Source organism: Streptomyces sp. NPDC044064 (assembly GCF_056434245.1).
Window position 1 is genome coordinate 186,815 of record NZ_JBWKFN010000012.1, and the last position, 23,813, is coordinate 210,627.

Here is a 23,813-nt window from a genome sequence, read left to right on the forward strand (position 1 = left end):
TCTGGGGGACAGCGTCGAAGTCTATGCCCCGGCACTGACACCCGCGGGCGATCCGGACGTACCTTCGTGCGGGAACCGGGCACTCCCGCCAGGCGTCGCCCGTTGGAGACGGCGGAAGCGCCGTCGTACCCCTTCATGCACATTCCAGCACCACCCGTCCTGCACCAGGAGGCACCCCGCGATGTCGGTACCCCAGCTCAACGACGAGCAGCGCGGCGAGGAGATCCTCGCCGTCTTCGACACCGCCTTCGGCCGGCTCCTGGCCGCCGACCCGGCCGCGTTCCGGGTGAAGTTCCGGAAGATGGCGGCCTCGGCGTTCGCCTTCTACCGGGGCACGGCGGCCCTCTTCTACCACGACCTCGACGCAGAGAAGCGCGGCGGCCCGTACCTGGACGACCGCACCTCGCAGGTGTGGATCCACGGCGACCTGCACGCCGAGAACTTCGGCACCTACATGGACTCCAACGGCCGCCTGGTCTTCAACGTCAACGACTTCGACGAGGCCTACGTCGGCCCGTTCACCTGGGACCTGAAGCGCTTCGCCGCCTCCGTCGCGCTCATCGGGTACGCCAAGGCACTCGGCGACGAGCAGATCACCGAGCTGGTGACGATCTACGCGGCCGCCTACCGCGAGCGCATCCACGCGCTGGCCACGGGTGCCAAGAGCGACGAGGTGCCGCCGTTCACGCTGGACTCCGCGCAGGGTCCCCTCCTGGACGCACTGCGTGACGCCCGCTCGCTGACCCGCTTCGAGCTGCTGGACTCGATGACCGAGATCCGCGACTTCGAGCGCCGCTTCGCATCGGGCGGCGGCTCCATCGAGCTGGACGCCGCGACCCGCTACAAGGTGCTGGCGGCCTTCGACGGCTACCTGGAGACCCTTCCGGACTCCTCCCTGGCCCGCCCGGACTCGTACCGGGTGAAGGACGTCGTGGGCCGTCGCGGCATCGGCATCGGCTCGGCCGGCCTGCCGTCGTACAACATCCTGCTGGAGGGCCACAGCGACGCCCTGGAGAACGACGTCGTGATCTACATCAAGCAGGCCCAGACCCCGGCCGTCTCCCGGCACATCACGGACCCGGCGATCGCGGAGTACTTCCAGCACGAGGGCCACCGCACGGTGATCTCCCAGCGCGCCCTGCAGGCGCACGCGGACCCGTGGCTGGGCTGGACCGAGCTGGACGGCGCGGGCCAGCTGGTCGCCGAGGTATCGCCGTACGCGGTCGACCTGGACTGGAGCGACATCGACGACCCGGAGGAGATCGCGGCCGTCGTCGCCGACCTCGGCCGGGCCACGGCCACGATGCACGCGGCGGCGGACGACACCTCCGGCGAGTCCCTGGTGCCGTTCTCCACCGAGCGGGCGATCGACGCGGCGATCGCGGCCGACGAGGAGAGCTTCGCGCCCCTGCTGGTGGACTTCGCGCACGGGTACGGCGCACGCGCGCGTGCCGACCACCAGATCTTCGTCGACCTGTTCCGCAACGGCCGGATTCCGGGGCTGTAACCTCGCACACTCACAGGCAGTCTTTAGGGGCCTCCTACTCGCGTACGTGACAGACTCTGCTTTCGCTATGGACATATCCGGGACCCAGCTCAGAGCCGTGCGCGCGGCGCTGTTCACGGCCGTGGTCGTGACGCTCAGCACCGCGTCGCACGTTCTGCTGTCCAGGGCCCCGCTGCCGGTGTCGACCGTCGCCGCGGTCGCCACCGGCGTGTTCCTGACCGCGTACGCGCTGGCGGGCCGCGAGCGCGGCTTCGGCCGGATCGCGGCCCTGCTGATCCCGCTGGAGCTGGCCGCGGACACGGTCTTCACCACCGGCCAGCACGCCTGTTACGGCAAGGCGGGCGGGCCGGTCGCCGGCCCGCTGCGCGCCCTCGGCCTGGACGTGCTGTGCCAGGGCGGCGTGGGTGGCCCGCTGGCCCGGGTGACCGGCGCCTCGGGCCACGGCGGCACGGCACTGCTCGCGCACGCCAGCCCGGCCGCCGCCTGGCTGCTGCTCGCCGCGCACATCGGCGTGGGCCTGCTGGCCGCCGCCTGGCTGCGCCGGGGCGAGCGTGCCCTGACCCAGCTGCTGCGCGCGGTCGCCGCCACCACCTTCCGGCCGCTGCTGCTGGCGGTGGCCGCGGTCGCCGTACGGCTCCTGCCCGCGCACCGGCTGCCGCGCCCGGCCCCCCGCCCGGTCACCGCACGCGACCGGCTCCTCGTGCACTCCCTGGGACGGCGTGGACCGCCGTGCTCTCCGGCATTCACCTGAGCACGATCAGTCCCCCATACGTATCCCGCGTACGACGTGTGCGCGTCCCACATGGAGATCACCAACATGAGCAAGCGGAACAGCCAGACGGCGAAGACGGCGGCCCGGGAGCGGCTGCGCCTGGAGCGCGAGCGGCAGGCAAAGCGCGACAGGGCCAGGCGGCAGGTCATCGTGGCCGCCTCGGTCGTGGGCGTGCTGGCCGCCGCCGGCGGCATCGGCTACGCCGTCGTCCAGATGAACAAGCCCAGCTACTGGGAGGGCCTGAAGGACGCCAAGGTCGTCGCCCCGGCCAACACCACGGGCGCGAACGGCACCACCGTCGTCATCGGCAAGGACAGCGCCAAGAAGACCCTCAAGATGTACGAGGACCCGCGCTGCCCCGTGTGCGCCCAGTTCGAGCAGACCGTCGGCTCGACCCTGAAGAAGGACATCGACGACGGCAAGTTCAAGTACCAGTACGTCGGCGCCACGTTCATCGACAACAAGGACAACGGTGAGGGCTCCAAGAACGCCCTGAGTGCCCTGGGCGCCGCGCTGAACGTCAGCCCCGAGGCGTTCCTCCAGTACAAGGCCGCGCTGTACTCCGCGAAGTGGCACCCGGACGAGCAGACCGACAAGTTCAAGGACGACAGCTACCTCATCAAGGTCGCCGACACGGTCACCGCGCTCAAGAACAACACCCGGTTCCAGAACGCGGTCAGGAAGGGCACCTACGACGCCTGGGCCATGCACATGTCGAAGACCTTCGACGACAACAAGGACGGCGTGACCGGCACCCCGGGCTTCGTCATGGACGGCAAGCAGCTCAACGGCGGCAAGGTGATCCTGACGGTGGCCGACTTCAACAGTGCGGTGGACGCGGCCATGAAGGGCTGACGGCTCCTCGGAAACCGGCCTTCGGGTGAAGAGCGGGCGAACTTTCGGAGTTCGCCCGCTCTGACGCATACCGATCAGTAACCTGATCGGTCGTGACCAGTCGATACAAGCCATCCGAGGCCGCAAAGCGCCTCAACTCCCTGTCTCCTCGCCGCCGTACGGTCGTCAAGGCCGCGGCGGCGACTGCTGTCCTGGCCGGCCCGCTCGCCGCCGCCCTGCCGGCGCGCGCCGCCACGGACGCCCCCGCCTTCCTGCACGGCGTCGCCTCCGGTGACCCGCTGCCCGACGGCATCCTGCTGTGGACCCGGGTGACCCCCACCCCGCAGGCGATACCCGGCTCCGGGATCGGCCCGGACACCGAGGTGAGCTGGGTCGTCGCCAAGGACAAGGCGCTGACGAACGTCGTCGCCAAGGGCTCGACCACGGCGACCGCCGCCTCCGACCACACGGTCAAGGCCGACATCCGCGGCCTCCAGCCGGCCACCGACTACTGGTTCCGCTTCTCGGCCGGCGGCACGGACTCCCCGGTGGCGCGTACCCGCACCGCGCCGGCGGCGGACGCCGCCGTCTCCGGCCTGCGCTTCGGCGTGGTCTCCTGCGCCAACTGGGAGGCCGGCTACTTCTCCGCCTACCGCCACCTCGCGGCCCGCACCGACCTCGACGCCTGGCTGCACCTCGGCGACTACATCTACGAGTACAAGTCCGGTGAGTACGCGGCCCGGGGCACGGTCGTCCGCCCGCACGCGCCCGCGAACGAGATCCTCACGCTCGCCGACTACCGGATCCGGCACGCGAAGTACAAGACCGACCCCGACCTGCAGGCGCTGCACCTGAAGGCACCGGTCATCGCGATCTGGGACGACCACGAGTTCGCCGACAACGCCTGGTCGGGCGGCGCGGTCAACCACACCGAGGGCGCCGAGGGCACCTGGACGGCCCGTCAGGCCGCCGCCAAGCAGGCCTACTTCGAATGGATGCCGGTCCGCCCCGCGATCGCCGGCACCACCTACCGCCGGCTGCGCTTCGGCAAGCTCGCCGACCTCTCCCTGCTGGACCTGCGCTCCTTCCGGTCCCAGCAGGCCGCCACGGCGAGCGGCTCGGTGGACGACCCGAACCGTACGATCACCGGCCGGGCCCAGCTCGACTGGCTGAAGGCCGGGTTGAAGGCCTCCGACACCAAGTGGCGGCTGGTCGGCAACTCGGTGATGATCTCGCCGTTCTCCTTCGGCTCGCTCTCCGCCGACCTGTTCAAGCCGCTCGCCAAGCTGCTCGGGCTGCCGCAGGAGGGGATCGCCGCCAACACCGACCAGTGGGACGGCTACACCGACGACCGCCGCGAGCTGCTGGACCACCTGCGCTCCAACGCCATCGGCAACACCGTCTTCCTGACCGGTGACATCCACATGGCGTGGGCCAACGACGTGCCGGTGGACGCGGGCACCTACCCGCTGTCGGCCTCGGCGGCCACCGAGTTCGTCGTCACCTCGGTGACCTCCGACAACCTCGACGACATCGTGAAGGTCCCCGAGGGCACCGTCTCCGCGATCGCCTCACCGGTCATCAGGGCGGCCAACCGGCACGTCCACTGGGTGGACACGGACCGCCACGGCTACGGCGTCCTGGACATCACCACCGACCGTGCGCAGATGGACTACTACGTCCTGTCCGACCGCACCGACGCGAACGCGACCTCCCAGTGGGTGCGCTCCTACTCCACCCACAGCGGCACGCAGAAGGTCGAACGGACCTACTCCCCGGTGTAGCCGATCACCGCGGCCGGTCCGGGGCAACCAGCGCGAGAATTCCGCCATCAGAAGGGGTGGCTGACAACTCGTCACCACCCTTTTGATTGGAGACACATGGCCACCCCCCAAGGTGCCTTGAAGAAGACCGCGACGATCGCGGCTGCCCTGACCTTCGCCGGACTCGCCTCCGTCACCCAGGCTCAGGCAGCCCCGGCGGCGGCGCCGGCCTTCGTCAATCTGACCGTGCTGGACACCCACGGCGCGCCCATATACGCGAAGCCCACCGACTCGTCGACGAGGTTCCACGTCGAGCCGTACAGGACGACCCTGCGGATCCAGTGCTCGACCACCAAGACCCCCTCGGGGGCGCTGTGGTTCCGGATCTACGACTCCCAGCCGACGGCCTGGGTGTGGTCCGGACACTTCATGTCGTTGGCGCACCCGCCCAAGGAGTGCTTCCCGGGCTGAGGTTCCCGACGCCCGGCAACGCCGGTGACCGAGGCTGACGGCAGGCCCGGGTCACTTGCTGCCTACGCCGCCGGCAGGCCGTCGAGGAAGCCGAGCGCCACCCGCCAGGTGGCCTCGGCGGCCTCCCGGTCGTAGTCCGGCAGCTCGGGGTCGGTGTAGAGGTGCCCGGCGCCCGCGTACCGGTAGACCTCCACATCGGCCCCGGCCCGGCCCATCTGCAGGTACCAGGCGCTCAGCCAGTCGTCCGTCTCGAACGGGTCCGGCTCGGCCACGTGCAACTGCACGGGCAGCTCGTCCGCCTGGGCGTTCGGCGCGAGGTCCGAGGTGCCGTGCAGGAGCAGCAGGCCGCGCGCCTTCTCGTCGCCGAGGGCCAGGGTCTGCGCGATGGAGGCGCCGAGCGAGAAGCCGGCGTAGACGAGCCCCCGCTCCGAATACGGTGCGGCGGCCAGCACGGCCCTCTTCAGCAACTCCTCCTTGCCGATCCGCTCCTTGAACTCCATCCCCTCCTCGACCGTGTCGAACGTGCGCCCCTCGAAGAGGTCCGGCGTCCACACCTCGTGGCCCGCCGCGCGCAGCCGGTCCGCGGCCTCGCGCACCGCGGGCCTGAGCCCGTAGGCCGAGTGCAAGAGCATGATGTTCATGAGGCCATGGTGCCAGCCGGGTACGACAACGCCGTCGCGCGGCCTCCTGCGGGTGTCGCCGCGAAGACACAGGTTCAGGAGCCCGCGAGCCTGGTAAGACGCGAAGGCATGGAGAACGTGCTCCGCCCCCTGATCGTGCTCGGCGGCTCGGTACTGCTCACCCTGGCCATCGGCTGGGCCACGGACCGGCTGCTGCGCAAGGCCGACGAACGAAACCCCGACACACCGCTGTGGGACCTGCTGCGGCGCGGCCGCATCCCCTATCACCTCGTCCTGTGCACCGCCCTGCTCAGAAGCTCCTACGACCACTCGAACCTGCTGCAGCGGCATCAGGCCGGCATGGGCCGGGCGCTGACGCTGGTGCTCATCGGGTCCGCGGCCTGGCTGGTGATCCGGATCGCCGCCGCGGTCGTCGAGACCTCCTACGCCCGGTACGCGCGCGCCCACCCGGACGCCGCCCGGGTGCGCCGGGTCCGCACCCAGGTGGAGCTGATCATGCGGGTGGTCTCCGCGATCGTGATCGTGGTGGCGAGCGCCTCGATGCTGCTGACGTTCCCGGCGATGCGCGCGGCCGGCGCCTCGCTGCTGGCCTCCGCCGGCATCCTCGGCATCGTCGCCGGTGTCGCCGCCCAGTCGACGCTGTCGAACATGTTCGCGGGGCTGCAGATCGCCTTCGGTGACATGGTGCGCATCGGCGACACGGTGGTGGTGGACGGCGAGTGGGGCACCGTCGAGGAGATCACCCTGACCTTCCTGACGGTCCGCACCTGGGACGAGCGGCGGATCACGATGCCGGTGTCGTACTTCACCTCCAAGCCCTTCGAGAACTGGTCGCGGGGCACCCCGCAGATGACGGGCACCGTCTTCTGGCACCTCGACCACAGCGCGCCGATCGAGGCGATGCGCGAGAGGCTCCGCGACATCCTGCGGCAGTGTCCGGCCTGGGACGGCCGCACCTCCAACCTCTATGTGACGGACGCCACCCCGAACACCGTCCAGGTCCGCGCCCTGGTGACCGCGAAGGACGCGGACGACATCTGGACGGTCCGGGTCACGGTCCGCGAACAGATGATCACCTGGCTGACGGCCGAACACCCCTACGCCCTGCCCCGCGTCAACACGGCGGAGGCGGCCGTCCCGCCGTGGCAGCCCGCACGCTCCCCCAACGGCTCGGCCCGGCAGCACCGTTGACGAGGGTCACAGGGAGCCGATGTGCGCGGGTGGGAGAGACACTGCTGGGAGAGGAAGTCTCAGCGCAGGCTCCGCACATCGAGATGCCTCAGCACCCGGTCGACGATCTCCGGATCCGCCCCCGGCTCACTCCGCGCGGCCAGCACCTCGTGCCGGGCCGCGCTCAACAGCTCCCCCTGAATCCGCCGCACCCGCTTCACCCGCCGCTCCCGCTGCTGATGCGCCTCCCGCCGCTCCGTCTCCCCCATGTCCGGGCTGATCCGGATCCCGATGTCGAAGGCCCGCCGCAGCATCTGCTCCGACAGCTCCTCCGGCAACTCCTCCACCTGCTCGATCTCCCGCAGCCTGCGCCTCGCGGCCTTCGTGGCCCGTCGCGCCAGCTCCTCCTCGAACTCCTTCTCCCGCTCGGAGTCCGCCCGCACCCCGAGCCGCTTCACCAGCCAGGGCAGAGTCAGCCCCTGCAGCACCAGCGTGGCGATGATCACCCCGAAGGCGATGAAGATGATCTCGTTGCGCTGGGGAAAGGGAGATCCGTCGGCCTTCCTGAGCGGGATCGCCAGCGCCAGCGCCACCGAGGCCACGCCGCGCATCCCGGACCACCACATCACCACGGTCTCCCGCCAGCTCACCGGGATGTCCTCGTCGTAGTCCCGCCGGGCGTGCAGCCGCTTGGTCAGCCAGGTCGCGGGCATCAGCCACAGCAGCCGTACGAGGACGACGACGCCGACGATGACGGCGGCCCAGCCGAGCAGCTCGCCCCAGCGCCCGGCCGCCGTCCTGATCGCGTTGTGCAGTTCGAGACCGATCAGCCCGAAGGCGACGCCGGTGACGAGCGTGTCGACGATGTCCCAGAAGGTGTACCCGGCCAGCCGGGTCATCACGTCGTCGGCGTCTGTGGCGTACTCGGCGAGGAAGAGGGCCGTGGTGAGCACGGCGAGCACCCCGGACCCGTGCAGCTCCTCCGCGAGCACGTAGGAGGCGTACGGCACCAGCAGGGTCATCCCGATCTGCAGGGTGGGGTCGCCGAGCAGGTCCATCAGCTTGTTGGCGCCCCAGCCGAGCACCAGCCCCACCACGACCGCGACCACGGCCGACAGGACCAGGTCGAGACCGGCGCGCCAGGCCGAGAACTCCCCGCTCACGGCGGCGGCGATCGCCACGTGGTAGAGCACGATGGCCGTGACGTCGTTGAAGAGCCCCTCGCCCTCCAGGATCGACACCAGTCGGCGCGGCAGCCCGAGCTGCCCGGCGACGGCGGTGGCCGCGACCGGGTCGGGCGGGGCGATCAGCGCGCCCAGCGCGACGGCGGCGGCGACCGGCAGGCCGGGCACGATCGCATGGGCGACGGCGGCCACGCAGATCGTCGTCACGAAGACCAGGGCGACGGCCAGCAGGAAGATCGGCCGCTTGTTCGCCGCGAACTGCCGCCACGAGGTCCGCCTTACGGCGGCGTAGAGCAGCGGCGGCAGCAGTCCGGGCAGGATCAGCTCGGGCGGGATGTCCACGTCGGGCACGAAGGCGGCCACCGCCAGGGCCCCGCCGAGCACGGTCATCAGCACCGGCGCCGGCAACCCGAGCCGATCCCCCACCGGGACGCTCACCAGGGCCCCGAGCAGCACCACGAACAACAGAGTCAACTGATCCACGGCCGGCGCTCCGGGAGTCGACGATCACACGGCAGGCGTCCAGCCTGCCACGGCCCTGCGCGCCCCGGCCGTCACGGCACCTCGGTCAAAGAACGCGCCGCATCGCCCGGTGCGGGATCCCGGCCTCCGGGTACTCCGGTCCGTACGCCTCGTACCCGAGGCGCTCGTAGAAGCCCAGGGCGTGGGTCTGTGCGTGCAGGTCCACCGCGGCCAGGCCCCGCGCGCGTGCCGCCTCCTCGATGGCCCGCACCAGGGCCACACCGACGCCCAGCCCGCGCGCCTCACGGGCGACGGCGAGCCGCCCCAGGGAGCCCACCGAGACGTCCCCGCCGGTCTTCTCCGCGGCCGTCTCGCCGTACAGCAGACGGCCGGTGCCGAGCGGTACGCCGTCCTCGCGGACCGCCAGCACATGCACGGCCACGGCGTCGTACGCGTCGTACTCGATGTCCTGCGGGACGCCCTGCTCGACGACGAAGACGCTCTTGCGCACCGCGAAGCAGGCCTCGCGGTCGGCGGGGTCCTCGGCGATCCGGACGGTGCAGGGCGTACTCACGCCCACGTCTCCTCGCGGACCTGGTCGAGGGCGCTCTGCAGGTCCTCCGGGTAGTCGCAGGCGAACTCCACCCACTGCCCGTCCCCGGGGTGCTCGAAGCCGAGCCGCACCGCGTGCAGCCACTGTCGGGTCAAACGCAGCCGCTTGGCGAGGGTCGGGTCGGCGCCGTAGGTCAGGTCGCCGACGCAGGGGTGGCGGTGGGCGGACATGTGGACGCGGATCTGGTGGGTGCGGCCGGTCTCCAGCTTCACGTCGAGCAGGGAGGCGGCGCGGAAGGCCTCGATGAGGTCGTAGTGGGTCACGGAGGGCTTGCCCTCGGCCGTGACCGCCCACTTGTAGTCGTGGTTGGGGTGGCGGCCGATGGGGGCGTCGATCGTGCCGCTCGTCGGGTCCGGGTGGCCCTGGACGAGGGTGTGGTAGCGCTTGTCGACCGTGCGCTCCTTGAACTGGCGCTTGAGCGACGTGTACGCGTACTCGGACTTCGCGACGACCATCAGGCCGGAGGTGCCGACGTCCAGGCGATGCACGATGCCCTGGCGCTCGGCGGCGCCGGAGGTGGAGATCCGGTACCCGGCGGCGGCGAGGCCGCCGATGACGGTCGGGCCGCTCCAGCCCGGCGAGGGGTGCGCGGCCACGCCGACCGGCTTGACGATCACGACCACGTCATCGTCGTCGTGCACGATCTCCATGCCCTCGACCGGCTCGGCGACCACCTGCACGGGCGCGGGTGCCTGGGGCATCTCGACCTCGAGCCAGGCGCCTCCGTGCACCCGCTCCGACTTGCCGACCACCGCCCCGTCGACCTGGACCTTGCCGGCCGCGGCCAGCTCCGCCGCCTTGGTGCGGGAGAAGCCGAACATGCGGGAGATGGCGGCGTCGACGCGCTCGCCCTCCAGGCCGTCGGGCACGGGCAGGGTACGGATCTCGGGAATCGTGCTCACCCGACGAGTATGCCGGACGGCTCCGACGGCCCCGAACGAGCCTGTGGACAAAGCCCCCGCGAAGCGGTCGGTGTCAGTCCTTGTGGACGGTGCCGTCGGGGTCCAGGCCGCGGAAGGACAGCAGCACGATCAGGATGCCGCCGCACACGATCGCCGAGTCGGCCAGGTTGAACACCGCGAAGCCCTTGGGCGCGATGAAGTCCACCACCTCGCCCTGGAAGATCCCGGGCTCCCGGAAGATCCGGTCGGTGAGGTTGCCGAGCGCGCCGCCGAGCAGCAGGCCGAGGGCGATCGCCCAGGGGAAGCTGTAGAGCTTGCGGGCCAGCCGGATGATCACCACGATCACGGCGGCCGCGATGAGCGTGAAGATGATCGTGAAGGCCGCACCGAAGCCGAAGGCCGCGCCCGGGTTGCGGATGGCGTGCAGCTCCAGCAGGTCCCCGATCACCTCGATCGGGGCGTGGTGCTCCAGCTTCGCGACCACGATCATCTTGCTGATCAGGTCGAGGGCGTACGCGAACGCGGCCACCGCGAACAGCACCGCGATCCGGCGCCCGCGCCCGGTCCGCTGCGGTGCCGCCGCCCCCCGCTCACCCGCACCGGGCACACCGGACGTCCGCTCGCCGCTGTCGTCCGGGGTGTCCGGCGTACCGATGATGCGCTCCGCCTCTGCCACGTGAGTCCCTCAACCTAGGTGCCTGACTGGGGACGAGACTACGGCACGTCCCGGCGGGCCCCCGTGCTCAGGAGCGACGTTCCTGCTTCTGCTTGCACTCCACGCAGAGCGTGGCCCGCGGGAACGCCTGCATGCGGGCCTTGCCGATGGGGTTTCCACAGTTCTCGCACAGGCCGTAGGTGCCCGCGTCGAGCCGTTCCAGGGCACGCTCGGTCTGGACGAGCATCTCGCGCGCGTTGGCGGCCAGCGCCATCTCGTGCTCGCGCGTGATGTTCTTGGTGCCGGTGTCGGCCTGGTCGTCACCGGCGCCGTCCCCGGAGTCCCGCATCAGGCCCACCAGGGAGGCCTCGGAGGAGCTGATCTCGGTCCGCAGCCGCTCCGCCTCGGACTGCAGCTCGGCACGGGCCTCCGCGACCTCTTCCGGGGTCCAGGGGTCCTCGCCCGGGCGCACCGCCAGCTCGCCGGGCTCCGCCGCGGCGCCCCGCGCCTTGGGAACGGCGGTCTGCTCCGCCGTGGCCGTGCCAGGAGTCTTCTTCGCAACCACCGTCGTGGCTCCCGTCTGCTTCGCGGCCCGCGCCGCGCCCGCTTTCTTGGCCGTGCTCTTCCCGGCCGCCCCCGTGGAGACGCCCCCGCCGGCCGTCTTCTTGCCGACGGCCTTCTTGGCAGCCCTCTTCACGACTCCACCGGCGACGGTCTCCTCGGCGGCCGCCACCTCGGAGGCCGCGTCCACCGCCTTCTCGCCCCCCTTCTCGGCGACGGCGCCCTTCCCGGCCCCCTTCTTGCCGGCAGCGGTCCCCTTGACGCCCGCTTTGACGCCCGTCTCCTCGGCCGTTGCCTTCCCGGCCCCCGCCTTCGCGGCCGAGTCCTCCGCGGACGTGTCCTTCGCCGTGCCCTTCTTGGCCGCAGCCTCCTTGGCCGCAGCCTTCTTCGGTGCCGTCTCCTCGGCCGTCGTCATCCCGGCCGCAGCCTTCTCTGCCTCGGCCGCGGCCTCCTCGACGCCCCCCACGCCGGCCGCGGCCTTCCCGGCGCCCGCCTTCTTCCCAGCCGTCCTACCAGCCGCGGCCTGCCTGGCCACCGCGTCCCCGGCCGCGGCCTTCTTGCCCGCCGTCCTCCCGGCCGCCGTCTTCCCGGCCGCGGCCTCCTCGACCGCCCCAGCCTCGGCCGCGGCCTTGCCAGCGGCGGCAGGCTTCGCGTCCGCCTCGCCGTGCGCCGTGTTCCTCCCGGTCTTCCCGGCAGAAGCGTGTCCCGCGGCCTTCCCGGCCGCCGTGCCCTTCCCGGCGTGCTCGGCGGCCGTGCCCGTCCCCGCGTCCGCCGCAGAGCCCCTCTTCGCCGTGGAGCCCCTCTTCCGCCCGGCCTCCTCCGCCGCGGCGGGCGCCCGCTTCGTGGCAGCGCCCGGTTCCTCGCCGGGCGGCTTCCCCGCCGCATCGACGGGTGCGGTGCTGCCCGGAGGGCGGTCGGAGCGTGCTGCTCCGTCGGCGCGGGTCCGGACCGTTTTCACCGGTCCCGCCCTGCCGGCCGAGGCGGCACCCGCGCGCGTGGTCTTCTTGCGGCCTGCTCCCTCGGAGCGGCCGGTCGCCGGCTGCTGTACGGCGGTCTTCTTCGCCACCATGGCCGCGACCCCTTCACATATTGTGATCTTGCCCGCGAATCGTGCTGGGACGATAAATCGACTTGAGTCCCGCGGCAACGGGGCACACCGCCCGATTCGCCCGCCCGCACCCCCCGCGCAGCGGACCTGCATCCGTTGTGCCCAGCTCCCCGCCGGGTAATCCGCCGAGCCGGGCGCGCCCGGATGCGCGCACCCCCACCCCTCGCCATTCGGGTCATCCCGCCGCCGCTCCGCCGCCGCCCCGGCGGTGCCCCGCACGGGCCCCGAAAAGCGGTCGGCCGCTGTCCGTGCGGCGCCGTACACTGGGCGGAGCGAAAAGCATGGATGGGGACGAGTAGCGACGTACGCAGCCCAGAGCGACCCGGGGACGGTGTGAGCCCGGGGGCGAGCGCGACGTGAAGATCACCCCGGAGCCGCCGGAAGAAAGCCGTGGAGGACCCACGGCGAGTAGAGCCGGCTTCGCGACCCCAATGAGGGGGCTCACCGGCGCGTACGGCGCGACGGGGGGCCAAGGAGGGTGGTACCGCGGGAGCGCGCCGCACACGGCGTAGCAGGATCGAAGGCTCTCGTCCCTCCGACGGAAGGCAGCAAGTCCGTTGGAGGATGCTCGCAGATGACAGCGCCGACGTACCGCCAGGTGCCCGCCCAGGTCGACCTGCCCGCGCTTGAGCACGCCGTGCTCGACTTCTGGCGCGACCAGAAGATCTTCGCCAAGAGCCTGGAGCAGTCCGAGGGCCGCCCGGAGTGGGTGTTCTACGAGGGCCCGCCCACCGCGAACGGCATGCCCGGCGCCCATCACATCGAGGCGCGGGTCTTCAAGGACGTCTTCCCCCGCTTCCGCACCATGCGCGGCTACCACGTGGCCCGCAAGGCCGGCTGGGACTGCCACGGCCTCCCGGTGGAGCTGGCGGTCGAGAAGGAGCTGGGCTTCTCCGGCAAGCAGGACATCGAGACGTACGGCATCGCCGAGTTCAACGCCAAGTGCCGCGAGTCGGTGACCCGGCACACCGACGCCTTCGCCGACCTGACGACCCGCATGGGCTACTGGGTCGACCTGGACGACGCCTACCGGACCATGGACCCCGAGTACGTGGAGTCCGTCTGGTGGTCGCTGAAGGAGATCTTCAACAAGGGCCTGCTGGTCCAGGACCACCGCGTCGCCCCCTGGTGCCCGCGCTGCGGCACCGGCCTGTCCGACCACGAACTGGCGCAGGGCTACGAGACGGTCGTGGACCCGTCCGTGTACGTCCGTTTCCCGCTCACCTCCGGACCGCTCGCCGGAGAGGCCGCGCTCCTGGTGTGGACGACGACCCCGTGGACCCTGGTGTCCAACACGGCGGTCGCCGCGCACCCCGAGGTGACCTACGTGGTCGCGACCGACGGCGAGCAGAAGCTCGTCGTCGCCGAGCCGCTCGTCGCCAAGGCGCTCGGCGAGGGCTGGGAGACCACCGGCCAGTCCTTCACGGGCGCCGAGATGGAGCGCTGGACGTATCAGCGTCCGTTCGAGCTCGTGGAGTTCCCGGAGCCGGCCCACTACGTGGTGAACGCCGAGTACGTCACGACCGAGGACGGCACCGGTCTGGTCCACCAGTCCCCCGCCTTCGGTGAGGACGACCTCAGGGTCTGCCGGTCGTACGGCCTGCCGGTGGTGAACCCGGTCCGGCCCGACGGCACCTTCGAGGAGGACGTCCCGCTGGTCGGCGGCGTCTTCTTCAAGAAGGCGGACGAGAAGCTCACCGAGGACCTCCAGCAGCGCGGTCTGCTCTTCAAGCACATCCCGTACGAGCACAGCTACCCGCACTGCTGGCGCTGCCACACCGCGCTGCTCTACTACGCGCAGCCCTCCTGGTACATCCGCACCACGGCGATCAAGGACCGCCTGATCCAGGAGAACGAGCACACCAACTGGTTCCCGGAGACGGTCAAGCACGGCCGCTTCGGCGACTGGCTGAACAACAACATCGACTGGGCGCTGTCCCGCAACCGCTACTGGGGCACCCCGCTGCCGATCTGGCGCTGTGAGGACGACCACCTCACCTGCGTCGGCTCCCGCGCGGAGCTGACCGAGCTGACCGGCACCGACCAGGCCGGCCTGGACCCGCACCGCCCGTACATCGACGACGTCACCTTCGCCTGCCGTCACGACGGCTGCGGCAGGACCGCCACGCGCGTGCCCGAGGTGATCGACGCCTGGTACGACTCGGGTTCGATGCCCTTCGCGCAGTGGGGCTACCCGTACAAGAACAAGGAGCTGTTCGAGAGCCGGTACCCGGCGCAGTTCATCTCCGAGGCGATCGACCAGACGCGCGGGTGGTTCTACACCCTCATGGCGGTCGGCACCCTCGTCTTCGACAAGTCGTCGTACGAGAACGTCGTCTGCCTGGGCCACATCCTCGCCGAGGACGGCCGCAAGATGTCCAAGCACCTGGGCAACACCCTGGACCCGATCCCGCTCATGGACCGGCACGGCGCGGACGCGGTGCGCTGGTTCATGGCGGCCGGCGGCTCCCCCTGGGCGGCTCGCCGGGTCGGCCACGGCACCATCCAGGAGGTCGTCCGCAAGACGCTCCTCACCTACTGGAACACGGTGGCCTTCCAGGCGCTGTACGCCCGTACGTCGAACTGGGCTCCGTCCGCCGCGGACCCGGCCCCGGCCGACCGCCCGCTGCTGGACCGCTGGCTGCTGTCCGAGCTGCACGCGCTCACGGACCAGGTGACCCAGGCGCTGGAGGCGTACGACACCCAGCGCGCCGGCAAGCTGCTCTCCGCGTTCGTCGACGACCTGTCCAACTGGTACGTCCGCCGCTCTCGCCGCCGCTTCTGGCAGGGCGACAAGGCCGCGCTGCGCACGCTGCACGAGGTGCTGGAGACGGTCACCAAGCTGATGGCCCCGATCACCCCGTTCATCACCGAGCGGGTGTGGCAGGACCTGGTGGTGCCGGTGACCCCGGGCGCCCCGGATTCGGTGCACCTGGCCGCCTGGCCGGAGGCGGACCTCGGCGCGATCGACCCGGACCTGTCGAAGCAGATGGTCCTGGTCCGCCGGCTGGTGGAGCTGGGCCGCGCCACGCGCGCGGAGTCGGGCGTCAAGACGCGCCAGCCGCTGTCCCGGGCCCTGATCGCCGCCACCGGCTTCGAGAACCTGGACCCCGAGCTGCACGTCCAGATCACCGAGGAACTGAACGTCTCCTCGCTGGCGTCACTGTCCGAGGTCGGCGGCTCGCTGGTGGACACCACCGCCAAGGCGAACTTCCGTGCCCTCGGCAAGCGGTTCGGCAAGCGCGTCCAGGACGTGGCCAAGGCCATCGCCGAGGCGGACGCGGCGGGGCTGTCCCTGGCCCTGCGCGAGGGCACGGCGTCGGTCGAGGTCGACGGGGAGACCGTCGCCCTCGCCCCGGACGAGGTGATCATCACGGAGACCCCGCGCGAGGGCTGGTCGGTGGCGTCCGACTCGGGCGCGACGGTCGCCCTGGACCTGGAGATCACCGAGGCGTTGCGGCAGGCGGGCCTGGCCCGTGACGCGATCCGGCTGATCCAGGAGGCCCGCAAGAACAGCGGTCTGGACGTCGCCGACCGGATCGCGCTGCGCTGGACCTCCACGGACCCGGCGGTCATCGCGGCCCTGACCGAGCACAGCGATCTGATCGCCGAGGAGGTCCTGTCGACCGACTTCGGCCAGGGTGAGGCGGACGACAGCTTCGGCGAGCCGTTCACCGACGAGGGGCTGTCTCTCACGTTCCGGCTGCGCAAGGCGTAAGCGCTGATCGTTCGAAAGGGCCCGGTCTCCGGCGAGGAGGCCGGGCCCTTCGTCATGGGGTCCGGTGGGTGCACTTTCCGGGCGCCCCCGCGGCGGAGCCGCAGATCGGTGCAGCCCCGCGCCGTGAGGCAGCAACACGCGTAAAAAGGGCGGGGCCCCGGACCGTAGTCCGGGGCCCCGCCCTGTTGAACGCTGCCGACGCCGTTGTCGTACTAGTTGCCGCGGCCCGTCAGTTGTCGTCCTCGTCGATCAGGAACCCGCGCATCGGCGAGGGGGCCTGGCCCATCGGGGACGGACCCTGCGGGCGGACCGGAGCCATCGGCTGGGTCATCGCGGGGGTCATCTGCTGCTGGCCGCCGTAGGACGGGGCGGGCGGCGCCGGGGGGCCACCCATCGGCTGGTTGCCGCCGTAGGACGGGGCGCTCGCGCCGGCCGGTGCCATGGAGGGCGCCGGGGACGGCGGGAGGGACGCGGTGGCCGGGGTGCGCGGCGGAGCCAGGGAGTCGTCGGCCTGCGTCTCCAGCTGGCGCAGCTGCGACTCCAGGTACGACTTCAGACGCGTGCGGTACTCGCGCTCGAAGCCGCGCAGGTCCTCGACCTTGCGCTCCAGCGTGGCGCGCGCGGACTCCAGGGAGCCCATGGCGACGCGGTGCTTCTCCTGCGCGTCCCGCTCCAGCGCGTCCGCCTTGGCACGGGCGTCACGCTCCAGACCCTCGGCGCGGCTGCGGGCCTCGCCGACGATCTTGTTGGCCTCGGAGCGGGCCTCGGCGATCGCCTGGTCGGCGGTCTGCTGGGCCAGCGAGAGGACACGGGCGGCGCTGTCGCCACCGGGGCCCTGACCGGGGCCGCCCATCGGACCGCCCATGGGACCGCCCATGGGGCCGCCCATCGGGCCACCCATCTGCTGCGGCATGGGCGGCTGACCGCCCATGGGGCCCTGGCCCATCGGACCCTGACCCATCGGGCCCTGGCCCATCGGACCCTGGCCCATCGGGCCGGGACCCTGCGGGCCGCCCTGACCGCCGGGACCGGCGGGCAGCTGCGGGGCGCCGCTCGGCAGCTGGGGCGGGCCACCCATGGGGCCACCCATCTGCTGCTGCGGCGGGCCCGATATGCCGGCGGGCACCGGAGCGCCCGGGCCTCGCATACCCTGCTGAGGCATACCCTGCTGAGGCATACCCTGCTGAGGCATACCCTGCTGAGGCATGCCGGGCTGCTGGTCCTGCGGCTCCGGAGGCTTGCGCATGTTCTGCTGGTTCTGGGCAGCAGCGCGCGTGGCCGCGGCCAGCTTGGCGCGCAGGTCCTCGTTCTCGCGGAGCAGACGGGTCAGCTCGGCTTCGACCTCGTCGAGGAAGGCATCGACCTCGTCCTCGTCATAGCCTTCTCGGAGGCGGACGGTCGTGAACTGCTTGTTCCGCACGTCCTCGGGGGTCAACGGCATCTCTTCACCTCAACGTAGTCATCGGCAGTCGGCAAGACCGTATCGTCCACCCTCATCACAGGAAGCTCTGCACAACGGAGATGAGGATGTAGACGATGATCATCAGTACGAAGAAGGACAGGTCGAGCGCCACGCCCCCGAGACGCAGCGGCGGGATGAACCGCCGCAGAAGCTTCAACGGTGGATCGGTGACAGTGTAGGTGGCCTCAAGGACGACCACCATCGCCTTGCCGGGTTGCCACGAGCGGGCGAACTGGAAGACATAGTCCATGACCAGCCGGAAAATGAGCACAACGAGGAACACCATCAGCGCGATGTAGATCACCTGCGCGAACACGCTCATGGCCTGGACTTCCCTCTCCCCTGTTCCGTGCTTCTTTCCGGTGGTGCGTCTCAGCTCTGGTTGAAGAACCCGCCCTCTGCGATGCGGGCCTTGTCCTCCGCCGTGACATCGACGTTAGCAGGAGACAACAGGAACACCTTCTGCGTCACCCGCTCGATGCTGCCGTGAAGACCAAACACCAAACCGGCCGCAAAGTCGACAAGTCGCTTTGCGTCTGTGTCGTCCATCTCAGTCAGATTCATGATCACCGGGGTGCCCTCACGGAAGTGTTCCCCGATGGTACGGGCCTCGTTGTACGTCCGCGGGTGAAGCGTGGTGATCCGGTAAGGCTCTCGTTCCGACACGACCTTGGGCATGATCACCGGTGCGTTCTTCTCCAGGGACTGACGTTCTTGTGTGATGGATGCCACGGGCGCGATGCGCGCCGGACGTCCGGATTCCGCGGCGAGCGAAGTCGAACGGGCCACCGGTTCGCGCGGCGCGGGCGGTTGCACGATTCGCACCTCTTCATCCCTTTGGGACTGATGTGCACTGTGCGACTGGTGTGACGATTCATGCCGTCGATGGTCCCGCTCGGGCTCCGGGTCCAGTTCGGGCTCGAAATCGTCGTCGGGGTCGAATCCGCGGCCGTCGTACCCATCGTCCTCCACGAGGCCGAGGTAGACCGCCATCTTGCGCATCGCGCCGGCCATGCTCTGAGTCCTCCGCTCTGTGGTGGATCGACTGACTACTGCCAAGTGCCCGCGATCCACGAGGTCGTTGCGCCCGTCTTCACAGGCATTGACCATATTTTCTGCTGTGGTCCGACTTCTTGGCGACGTTACCCGAGCCTGGGGCGGACTCCGAGTACCGCGGTGCCGACGCGCACATGTGTCGCCCCGGCTGCCACGGCCTGTTCGAGGTCCGCACTCATCCCTGCCGACACCATGGTTGCAGCCGGATGGGCGCGGCGCAGGTCAGTCGACAAATCCATGAGCCGCTCGAATGACGCCTGTTCGCGTCCCGCGTACTCCCCGGTGAGCGGAGCGACGGTCATCAGTCCGTCGAGCCGCAGTCCGGGCGAACCGGCCACGAGGGCGGCCAACTCTTCGATTCCGCCCGGCGCCACGCCACCGCGCTCGCCCCGCAGACTCTCGCCGGCGTCGAGCGCGACCTGGATGAGACACCCCACCTCGCGCTCCAACCGCACGGCCTCCTTCGACATCGCCGTGACGAGTCGGGCGCGGTCCACGGACTGCACGACGTCGGCGTAACCGACCACGGAGCGCACCTTATTGGTCTGCAACTGGCCGACAAAATGCCACTTAAGGGGCAGATCGGCGCAAGCCGCGGCCTTCGGTGCCGCGTCCTGGTCGCGGTTCTCGGCGACATGGCGCACACCGAGTTCCGACAGAATCCGCACATCGCTCGCCGGGTAGGTCTTGGTGACCACGATCAGGGTCACCTCTTCCCGCTCGCGCCCGGCCGCCGCGCACGCGGCGGCGATGCGCTGCTCCACATTCGCCAGATTTGCGGCGAGTTCGGTATTACGGTCCGTCATGCCCCATCAGTCCAGCCAGACATAGCCCGCGAGCCGCCCGGTGGTGCGGTCACGGCGATACGAGAAGTGATCGTCCGACTCCAGCGTGCACACCGGCGACTGCGCCCGGTCGCACACCCCGAGCCGGCCGAGCTGCGCGTGCACTCCGGCGCTCACGTCGACCGCGGGTGTGCCCCAGCTCGTCTCGGCGTGCGCCGTCGGCTCGACGGCGGCCACTTCGGCGCGCATCTGCTCCGGCACCTCGTAGCACCGGCCGCAGACGGCCGGTCCGGTGCGGGCGACGATCCGGCCCGGCTCGGCGCCGAGTTCGGCCATGGCCCGTACGGCAGCGGAAACGATCCCCTTGACCATGCCGGGCCGCCCGGCGTGGGCCGCGGCCACGACCCCGGCGACGGGATCGGCCAGCAGCACCGGCACGCAGTCGGCGGTGAGGACGGCCAGGGCGAGTCCCCGGCTGACGGTGACGATCGCGTCGACCTCCGGTACGGGCCTTTCACCCCAGGGTGCGTCCACGACGGCCACGTCGGCGCCGTGCACCTGGTTCATCCAGACGACCTGTCCGGCGTCCAGCCCGAGCGCCTTCGCGGCCAGCTCCCGGTTCTCCCGTACCGCCGCGGGATCGTCGCCGACCGCGCCGCCGAGGTTGAGCTCCTCATACGGAGCGGCGCTCACCCCGCCCCACCGGTCGGTGAAGGCGAAGTGCGCGCCGCTCACGCTCTCGCGCTGTCCTATCACTTCAGGAAGTCCGGGACGTCCAGTTCCTCGGCCGCACTGTCCGAGTAGCTCCGCGACGACGGGACCGGCGGGGCGGCCGGGACGTCGGCCACCGGCTCGGGCGCCGGCTCCGGCTCCTCCTTCGGGGTCACGCTGCCCAGCGAACCGAAGGACGGGCGGCTCTCGGGCTGCCGTACCGGAGCAGGCTCCTCGCGACGGGCCGGGGCCGAGGAGGAGGCCGAGCCCAGAACGTTGTCCCGGCGGGCCGGCGGCTGACCGCCGTCGAAGCCGGCCGCGATCACGGTGACCCGGACCTCGTCGCCGAGGGCGTCGTCGATGACCGCGCCGAAGATGATGTTGGCCTCGGGGTGGGCGGCCTCGCTGACCAGCTGGGCGGCCTCGTTGATCTCGAACAGGCCGAGGTCGGAGCCGCCGGAGATGGAGAGCAGGACGCCCCGGGCGCCGTCGATGGAGGCCTCGAGGAGCGGCGAGGAGATCGCCATCTCGGCGGCGGCCACCGCGCGGTCGTCGCCGCGGGCCGAGCCGATGCCCATCAGGGCCGAACCGGCCTCGGACATGACCGACTTGACATCGGCGAAGTCGAGGTTGATCAGACCGGGGGTGGTGATGAGGTCGGTGATGCCCTGAACACCGGAGAGCAGGACCTGGTCCGCGGACTTGAAGGCGTCCAGGACCGAGACCTGGCGGTCCGAGATGGACAGCAGCCGGTCGTTCGGGATGACGATGAGGGTGTCGACCTCTTCGCGCAGCTCGGCGATGCCGTCCTCGGCCTGGTTCGCGCGGCGCCGTCCCTCGAAGGTGAACGGGCGCGTGACCACGCCGATGGTGAGGGCGCCCAGCGAGCGCGCGATGTTGGCCACGACGGGAGCGCCGCCGGTGCCGGTGCCGCCGCCTTCACCGGCCGTCACGAAGACCATGTCGGCCCCCTTGAGGACCTCCTCGATCTCCTCGCGGTGGTCCTCGGCGGCCTTGCGGCCGACGGCCGGGTTGGCTCCGGCGCCGAGTCCGCGGGTGAGTTCGCGGCCGACGTCGAGCTTGACGTCGGCGTCGCTCATCAACAGCGCCTGTGCGTCGGTGTTGATGGCGATGAACTCGACGCCCTTGAGACCGACCTCGATCATCCGGTTGATGGCATTGACACCACCGCCGCCGACACCGATGACCTTGATGACTGCGAGGTAGTTCTGCGGTGCTGCCACGTCGAAGGCCTCTCGCCTCGAATTACGTTGTCGCCACCGGGCGGTTCCCCGCACCGGGACGACTGATGCCGAATGGGACGGTCCGAACGCCGACCCGAACCCTAACCCTGAAGTTTAGGGTTACCAGTGTGTCTGTTCCCTGGAGTCTTCTGAACAGGACACTAAGTCGACAAGTGGCGCCCGTTCAACGAACACGCCGAACCTCCCGTTTTTCTTTTCACCCTATGTGATCAGCCGTAGCAGTGCCCAACCAGGGTGCTGGCCTGCGCTGATGTGCGTCAACTCACCGATGACGCAGGGGCGGTTGGGACACTGACATCGAAGTGCCGCGCACCGGGAGCTGCTTTCATGAGAGCTGTGAGGGCCCGTGCCTTGACACGGCCGCTCTCGCCGCTGCCCCACGCCACGGTGCGGCCGTCGCCCAGCTCCACCGAGATGTCGTCGTAGGAACGGACTTGGACGCTCCGGGCGTCCCGGGCGACCGCGGCCGGCAGGTCGCCGGCGACCCGGACCGCCTCGCGCACCAGTCGGCCGGTGCCGAAACGCCGGAAACTGGCGGAACCGGAACCCTTGCGGGATGCGGTCAATTCCAGTGCCGGAACGCCTTTCGGGGCCTGTGAAACCGTGGCGAAACGGACACCTTCCGCGTCGACTTCGACGAAGTTCCCGGCTTTTCGGACAAGCAGCACCGGAGTGCGCTCGACCACTTTCAGGCCGATTCCATGGGGCCAGGAACGGACGACGTCAACGGTGTCAATTCGGGGCAATTTCCGGCGAAGTCGGGCCGCGATGGCGTCCGTGTCGACGGAGATCAGCGGATCCCCGGCCGGCACGGAGGCGGCCTCGCGCACATCGGCCGGGGTCAGGACACGGGTGCCCGAGACCGAGACACGCTGCACGCGCAGCCACGAGGAGCCGTACAACACCCATACGGAACCCGCCCCGAGGAGCACCAGGGCGACCGCCAGAATGACGATCGTACGAAGGCGGGGTTTCCTCAACCGCCGCGCGAGCGGCGGGCCGGACGACTCCTGCTGGCGTTCACCGCGCTCGGCGGTCGTCGGTCCGGCCACGCTCACTGCCCCTTCGTCATACGGTCCTATCGGCGCGAGGCGATCGCCTCGTACACCATGCCGACCAGCAGCTCGTCGGCGTCCCGGCGACCGAACTCGCTTGCCGCGCGCGACATCTCGTACAGCCGGTGCGGGTCGGCCAGCACGGGCAGGACGTTCTGCTGCACCCACTCGGGGGTCAGCTCCGCGTCGTCGACGAGGAGTCCGCCGCCGGCCTTCACCACCGGCTGGGCGTTCAGCCGCTGTTCGCCGTTGCCGATGGGCAGCGGGACATAGGCGGCCGGGAGCCCGACGGCGGAGAGTTCGGCGACGGTCATCGCGCCCGCACGGCAGAGCATCAGGTCGGCCGCGGCGTACGCGAGGTCCATCCGGTCCAGGTAACTTACCGGGATGTAGGGGGGCATCCCCGGCATCTGCTGCACCTGCGGCAGTTCGTTCTTCGGGCCGACCGCGTGCAGGATCTGGATGCCGGCCTGCTGGAGCCAGGGGGCGACCTGCTGGACGACCTCGTTGAGACGCCGGGCGCCCTGCGAACCACCCGAGACGAGCAGGGTGGGCAGGTTCGGGTCGAGGCCGAACCGGGCGCGGGCCTCGGGGCGGGCGGCGGCGCGGTCCAGGGTCGCGATCGAGCGGCGCAGCGGGATGCCGATGTAGCGGGCGTCGCGCAGCTTGCTGTCCGGGGTGGACACGGCGACCCGGGCCGCGTAGCGCGAGCCGATCTTGTTGGCCAGGCCGGGCCGCGCGTTGGCCTCGTGGATCACGATGGGCACACCGAGGCGCTTGGCGGCCAGATAGCCGGGCAGGGCGACGTAGCCGCCGAAGCCGACCACGCAGTCGGCCTTGGTGCGCTCCAGGATCTGCTCGGCGGCCTTGATCGTGCCGCGCAGCCGCCCCGGGACGGTGATCAGCTCGGGCGTGGGCTTGCGGGGCAGCGGCACGGCAGGGATCAGCGCCAGCTCGTAGCCGCGCTCCGGGACGAGTCGGGTCTCAAGTCCGCGTTCCGTGCCCAGGGCTGTGATCCCCACGGTCGGATCCTGCCTGCGCAGGGCGTCCGCGAGGGCGAGCGCGGGCTCGATGTGGCCGGCGGTCCCCCCACCGGCGAGTACGACATGCACCGAAAT

21 protein-coding genes are annotated in these 23,813 nt (G+C 70.7%); 7 read left to right on the forward strand and 14 right to left on the reverse strand.

Annotated elements, in window-relative coordinates; all coding sequences use genetic code 11:
• Positions 1-181 precede the first annotated feature (181 nt).
• The 5 genes from AC07DS_RS21120 (at position 182) to AC07DS_RS21140 (ending at position 5,347) form a co-directional block, all read left to right on the forward strand.
• Complete coding sequence (locus AC07DS_RS21120; protein ID WP_479147380.1) at positions 182-1,507, forward strand: DUF2252 domain-containing protein; 1,326 nt, start codon at positions 182-184, stop codon at positions 1,505-1,507.
• Positions 1,508-1,574: 67 nt separating this feature from the next.
• Positions 1,575-2,258 carry a hypothetical protein gene (locus AC07DS_RS21125; RefSeq protein WP_479147382.1) on the forward strand — a complete coding sequence of 228 codons (684 nt, stop codon included), beginning with the start codon at positions 1,575-1,577 and terminating at the stop codon, positions 2,256-2,258.
• Positions 2,259-2,324: 66 nt separating this feature from the next.
• Complete coding sequence (locus tag AC07DS_RS21130; RefSeq protein ID WP_479147384.1) at positions 2,325-3,134, forward strand: thioredoxin domain-containing protein; 810 nt, start codon at positions 2,325-2,327, stop codon at positions 3,132-3,134.
• A gap of 92 nt (positions 3,135-3,226) precedes the next feature.
• Positions 3,227-4,897 carry an alkaline phosphatase D family protein gene (locus tag AC07DS_RS21135; protein WP_479147386.1) on the forward strand — a complete coding sequence of 557 codons (1,671 nt, stop codon included), beginning with the start codon at positions 3,227-3,229 and terminating at the stop codon, positions 4,895-4,897.
• 96 nt (positions 4,898-4,993) lie between these two features.
• Complete coding sequence (locus AC07DS_RS21140; protein ID WP_479147388.1) at positions 4,994-5,347, forward strand: hypothetical protein; 354 nt, start codon at positions 4,994-4,996, stop codon at positions 5,345-5,347.
• 62 nt (positions 5,348-5,409) lie between these two features.
• Here AC07DS_RS21140 and AC07DS_RS21145 read toward each other — a convergent pair whose 3' ends face one another.
• Positions 5,410-5,988 (reverse strand): dienelactone hydrolase family protein, encoded by a 579-nt coding sequence (locus tag AC07DS_RS21145; RefSeq protein ID WP_479147390.1) that lies wholly within the window; start codon positions 5,986-5,988, stop codon positions 5,410-5,412.
• A gap of 108 nt (positions 5,989-6,096) precedes the next feature.
• Here AC07DS_RS21145 and AC07DS_RS21150 point away from each other — a divergent pair, with 108 nt between their 5' ends.
• The gene (locus AC07DS_RS21150; protein ID WP_479147391.1) at positions 6,097-7,179 is read left to right on the forward strand and encodes a mechanosensitive ion channel family protein; all 1,083 of its coding nucleotides are present in this window, start codon (positions 6,097-6,099) and stop codon (positions 7,177-7,179) included.
• Positions 7,180-7,238: 59 nt separating this feature from the next.
• Here AC07DS_RS21150 and AC07DS_RS21155 read toward each other — a convergent pair whose 3' ends face one another.
• The 5 genes from AC07DS_RS21155 to AC07DS_RS21175 form a co-directional block, all read right to left on the reverse strand.
• A complete protein-coding gene (locus AC07DS_RS21155) occupies positions 7,239-8,825 on the reverse strand; it encodes a Na+/H+ antiporter (RefSeq protein WP_479147393.1) in 1,587 nt (528 codons plus the stop codon).
• 85 nt (positions 8,826-8,910) lie between these two features.
• Positions 8,911-9,378 carry a GNAT family N-acetyltransferase gene (locus AC07DS_RS21160; protein ID WP_479147394.1) on the reverse strand — a complete coding sequence of 156 codons (468 nt, stop codon included), beginning with the start codon at positions 9,376-9,378 and terminating at the stop codon, positions 8,911-8,913.
• Positions 9,375-10,319, reverse strand: coding sequence for an RluA family pseudouridine synthase (locus AC07DS_RS21165; RefSeq protein WP_479147396.1), 945 nt, complete (start codon positions 10,317-10,319; stop codon positions 9,375-9,377). Before AC07DS_RS21165 ends, AC07DS_RS21160 begins: the two co-directional genes overlap by 4 nt.
• 73 nt (positions 10,320-10,392) lie before the next feature.
• The gene (gene lspA / locus AC07DS_RS21170) at positions 10,393-10,995 is read right to left on the reverse strand and encodes a signal peptidase II (RefSeq protein WP_479147398.1); all 603 of its coding nucleotides are present in this window, start codon (positions 10,993-10,995) and stop codon (positions 10,393-10,395) included.
• 67 nt (positions 10,996-11,062) lie between these two features.
• Positions 11,063-12,604, reverse strand: coding sequence for a TraR/DksA family transcriptional regulator (locus AC07DS_RS21175; RefSeq protein WP_479147400.1), 1,542 nt, complete (start codon positions 12,602-12,604; stop codon positions 11,063-11,065).
• Positions 12,605-13,217: 613 nt separating this feature from the next.
• Between AC07DS_RS21175 and ileS the strand changes: the two genes are divergently transcribed.
• Positions 13,218-16,361 carry an isoleucine--tRNA ligase gene (gene ileS / locus AC07DS_RS21180; protein WP_479147401.1) on the forward strand — a complete coding sequence of 1,048 codons (3,144 nt, stop codon included), beginning with the start codon at positions 13,218-13,220 and terminating at the stop codon, positions 16,359-16,361.
• 229 nt (positions 16,362-16,590) lie between these two features.
• On the opposite strand, the gene AC07DS_RS21185 is transcribed toward ileS, so the two are convergent.
• From AC07DS_RS21185 to murG, 8 genes are all read right to left on the reverse strand, one after another.
• On the reverse strand, positions 16,591-17,802 hold the full coding sequence (locus tag AC07DS_RS21185; protein WP_479147403.1) for a DivIVA domain-containing protein: 1,212 nt from the start codon (positions 17,800-17,802) through the stop codon (positions 16,591-16,593).
• 55 nt (positions 17,803-17,857) lie between these two features.
• Positions 17,858-18,145, reverse strand: a complete 288-nt coding sequence (locus tag AC07DS_RS21190; RefSeq protein ID WP_094220204.1) for a YggT family protein — start codon at positions 18,143-18,145, stop codon at positions 17,858-17,860.
• 50 nt (positions 18,146-18,195) lie between these two features.
• The gene (locus tag AC07DS_RS21195; RefSeq protein WP_023551436.1) at positions 18,196-18,837 is read right to left on the reverse strand and encodes a cell division protein SepF; all 642 of its coding nucleotides are present in this window, start codon (positions 18,835-18,837) and stop codon (positions 18,196-18,198) included.
• A 128-nt stretch (positions 18,838-18,965) separates the two neighbouring features.
• Entirely contained in the window at positions 18,966-19,685 is a 720-nt protein-coding gene (locus tag AC07DS_RS21200; protein WP_479147406.1) for a YggS family pyridoxal phosphate-dependent enzyme, read from the reverse strand.
• A gap of 6 nt (positions 19,686-19,691) precedes the next feature.
• Positions 19,692-20,420 (reverse strand): peptidoglycan editing factor PgeF, encoded by a 729-nt coding sequence (gene pgeF / locus AC07DS_RS21205; RefSeq protein ID WP_479147407.1) that lies wholly within the window; start codon positions 20,418-20,420, stop codon positions 19,692-19,694.
• Positions 20,417-21,619: a cell division protein FtsZ gene (gene ftsZ, locus AC07DS_RS21210; RefSeq protein ID WP_393466417.1), complete on the reverse strand. Its 1,203-nt coding sequence runs from the start codon at positions 21,617-21,619 to the stop codon at positions 20,417-20,419. Before ftsZ ends, pgeF begins: the two co-directional genes overlap by 4 nt.
• 278 nt (positions 21,620-21,897) lie before the next feature.
• Positions 21,898-22,692: a cell division protein FtsQ/DivIB gene (locus AC07DS_RS21215; protein ID WP_479147409.1), complete on the reverse strand. Its 795-nt coding sequence runs from the start codon at positions 22,690-22,692 to the stop codon at positions 21,898-21,900.
• A 26-nt stretch (positions 22,693-22,718) separates the two neighbouring features.
• A complete protein-coding gene (gene murG, locus AC07DS_RS21220) occupies positions 22,719-23,807 on the reverse strand; it encodes an undecaprenyldiphospho-muramoylpentapeptide beta-N-acetylglucosaminyltransferase (protein ID WP_145875226.1) in 1,089 nt (362 codons plus the stop codon).
• Between the last annotated feature and the right edge of the window lie 6 nt (positions 23,808-23,813).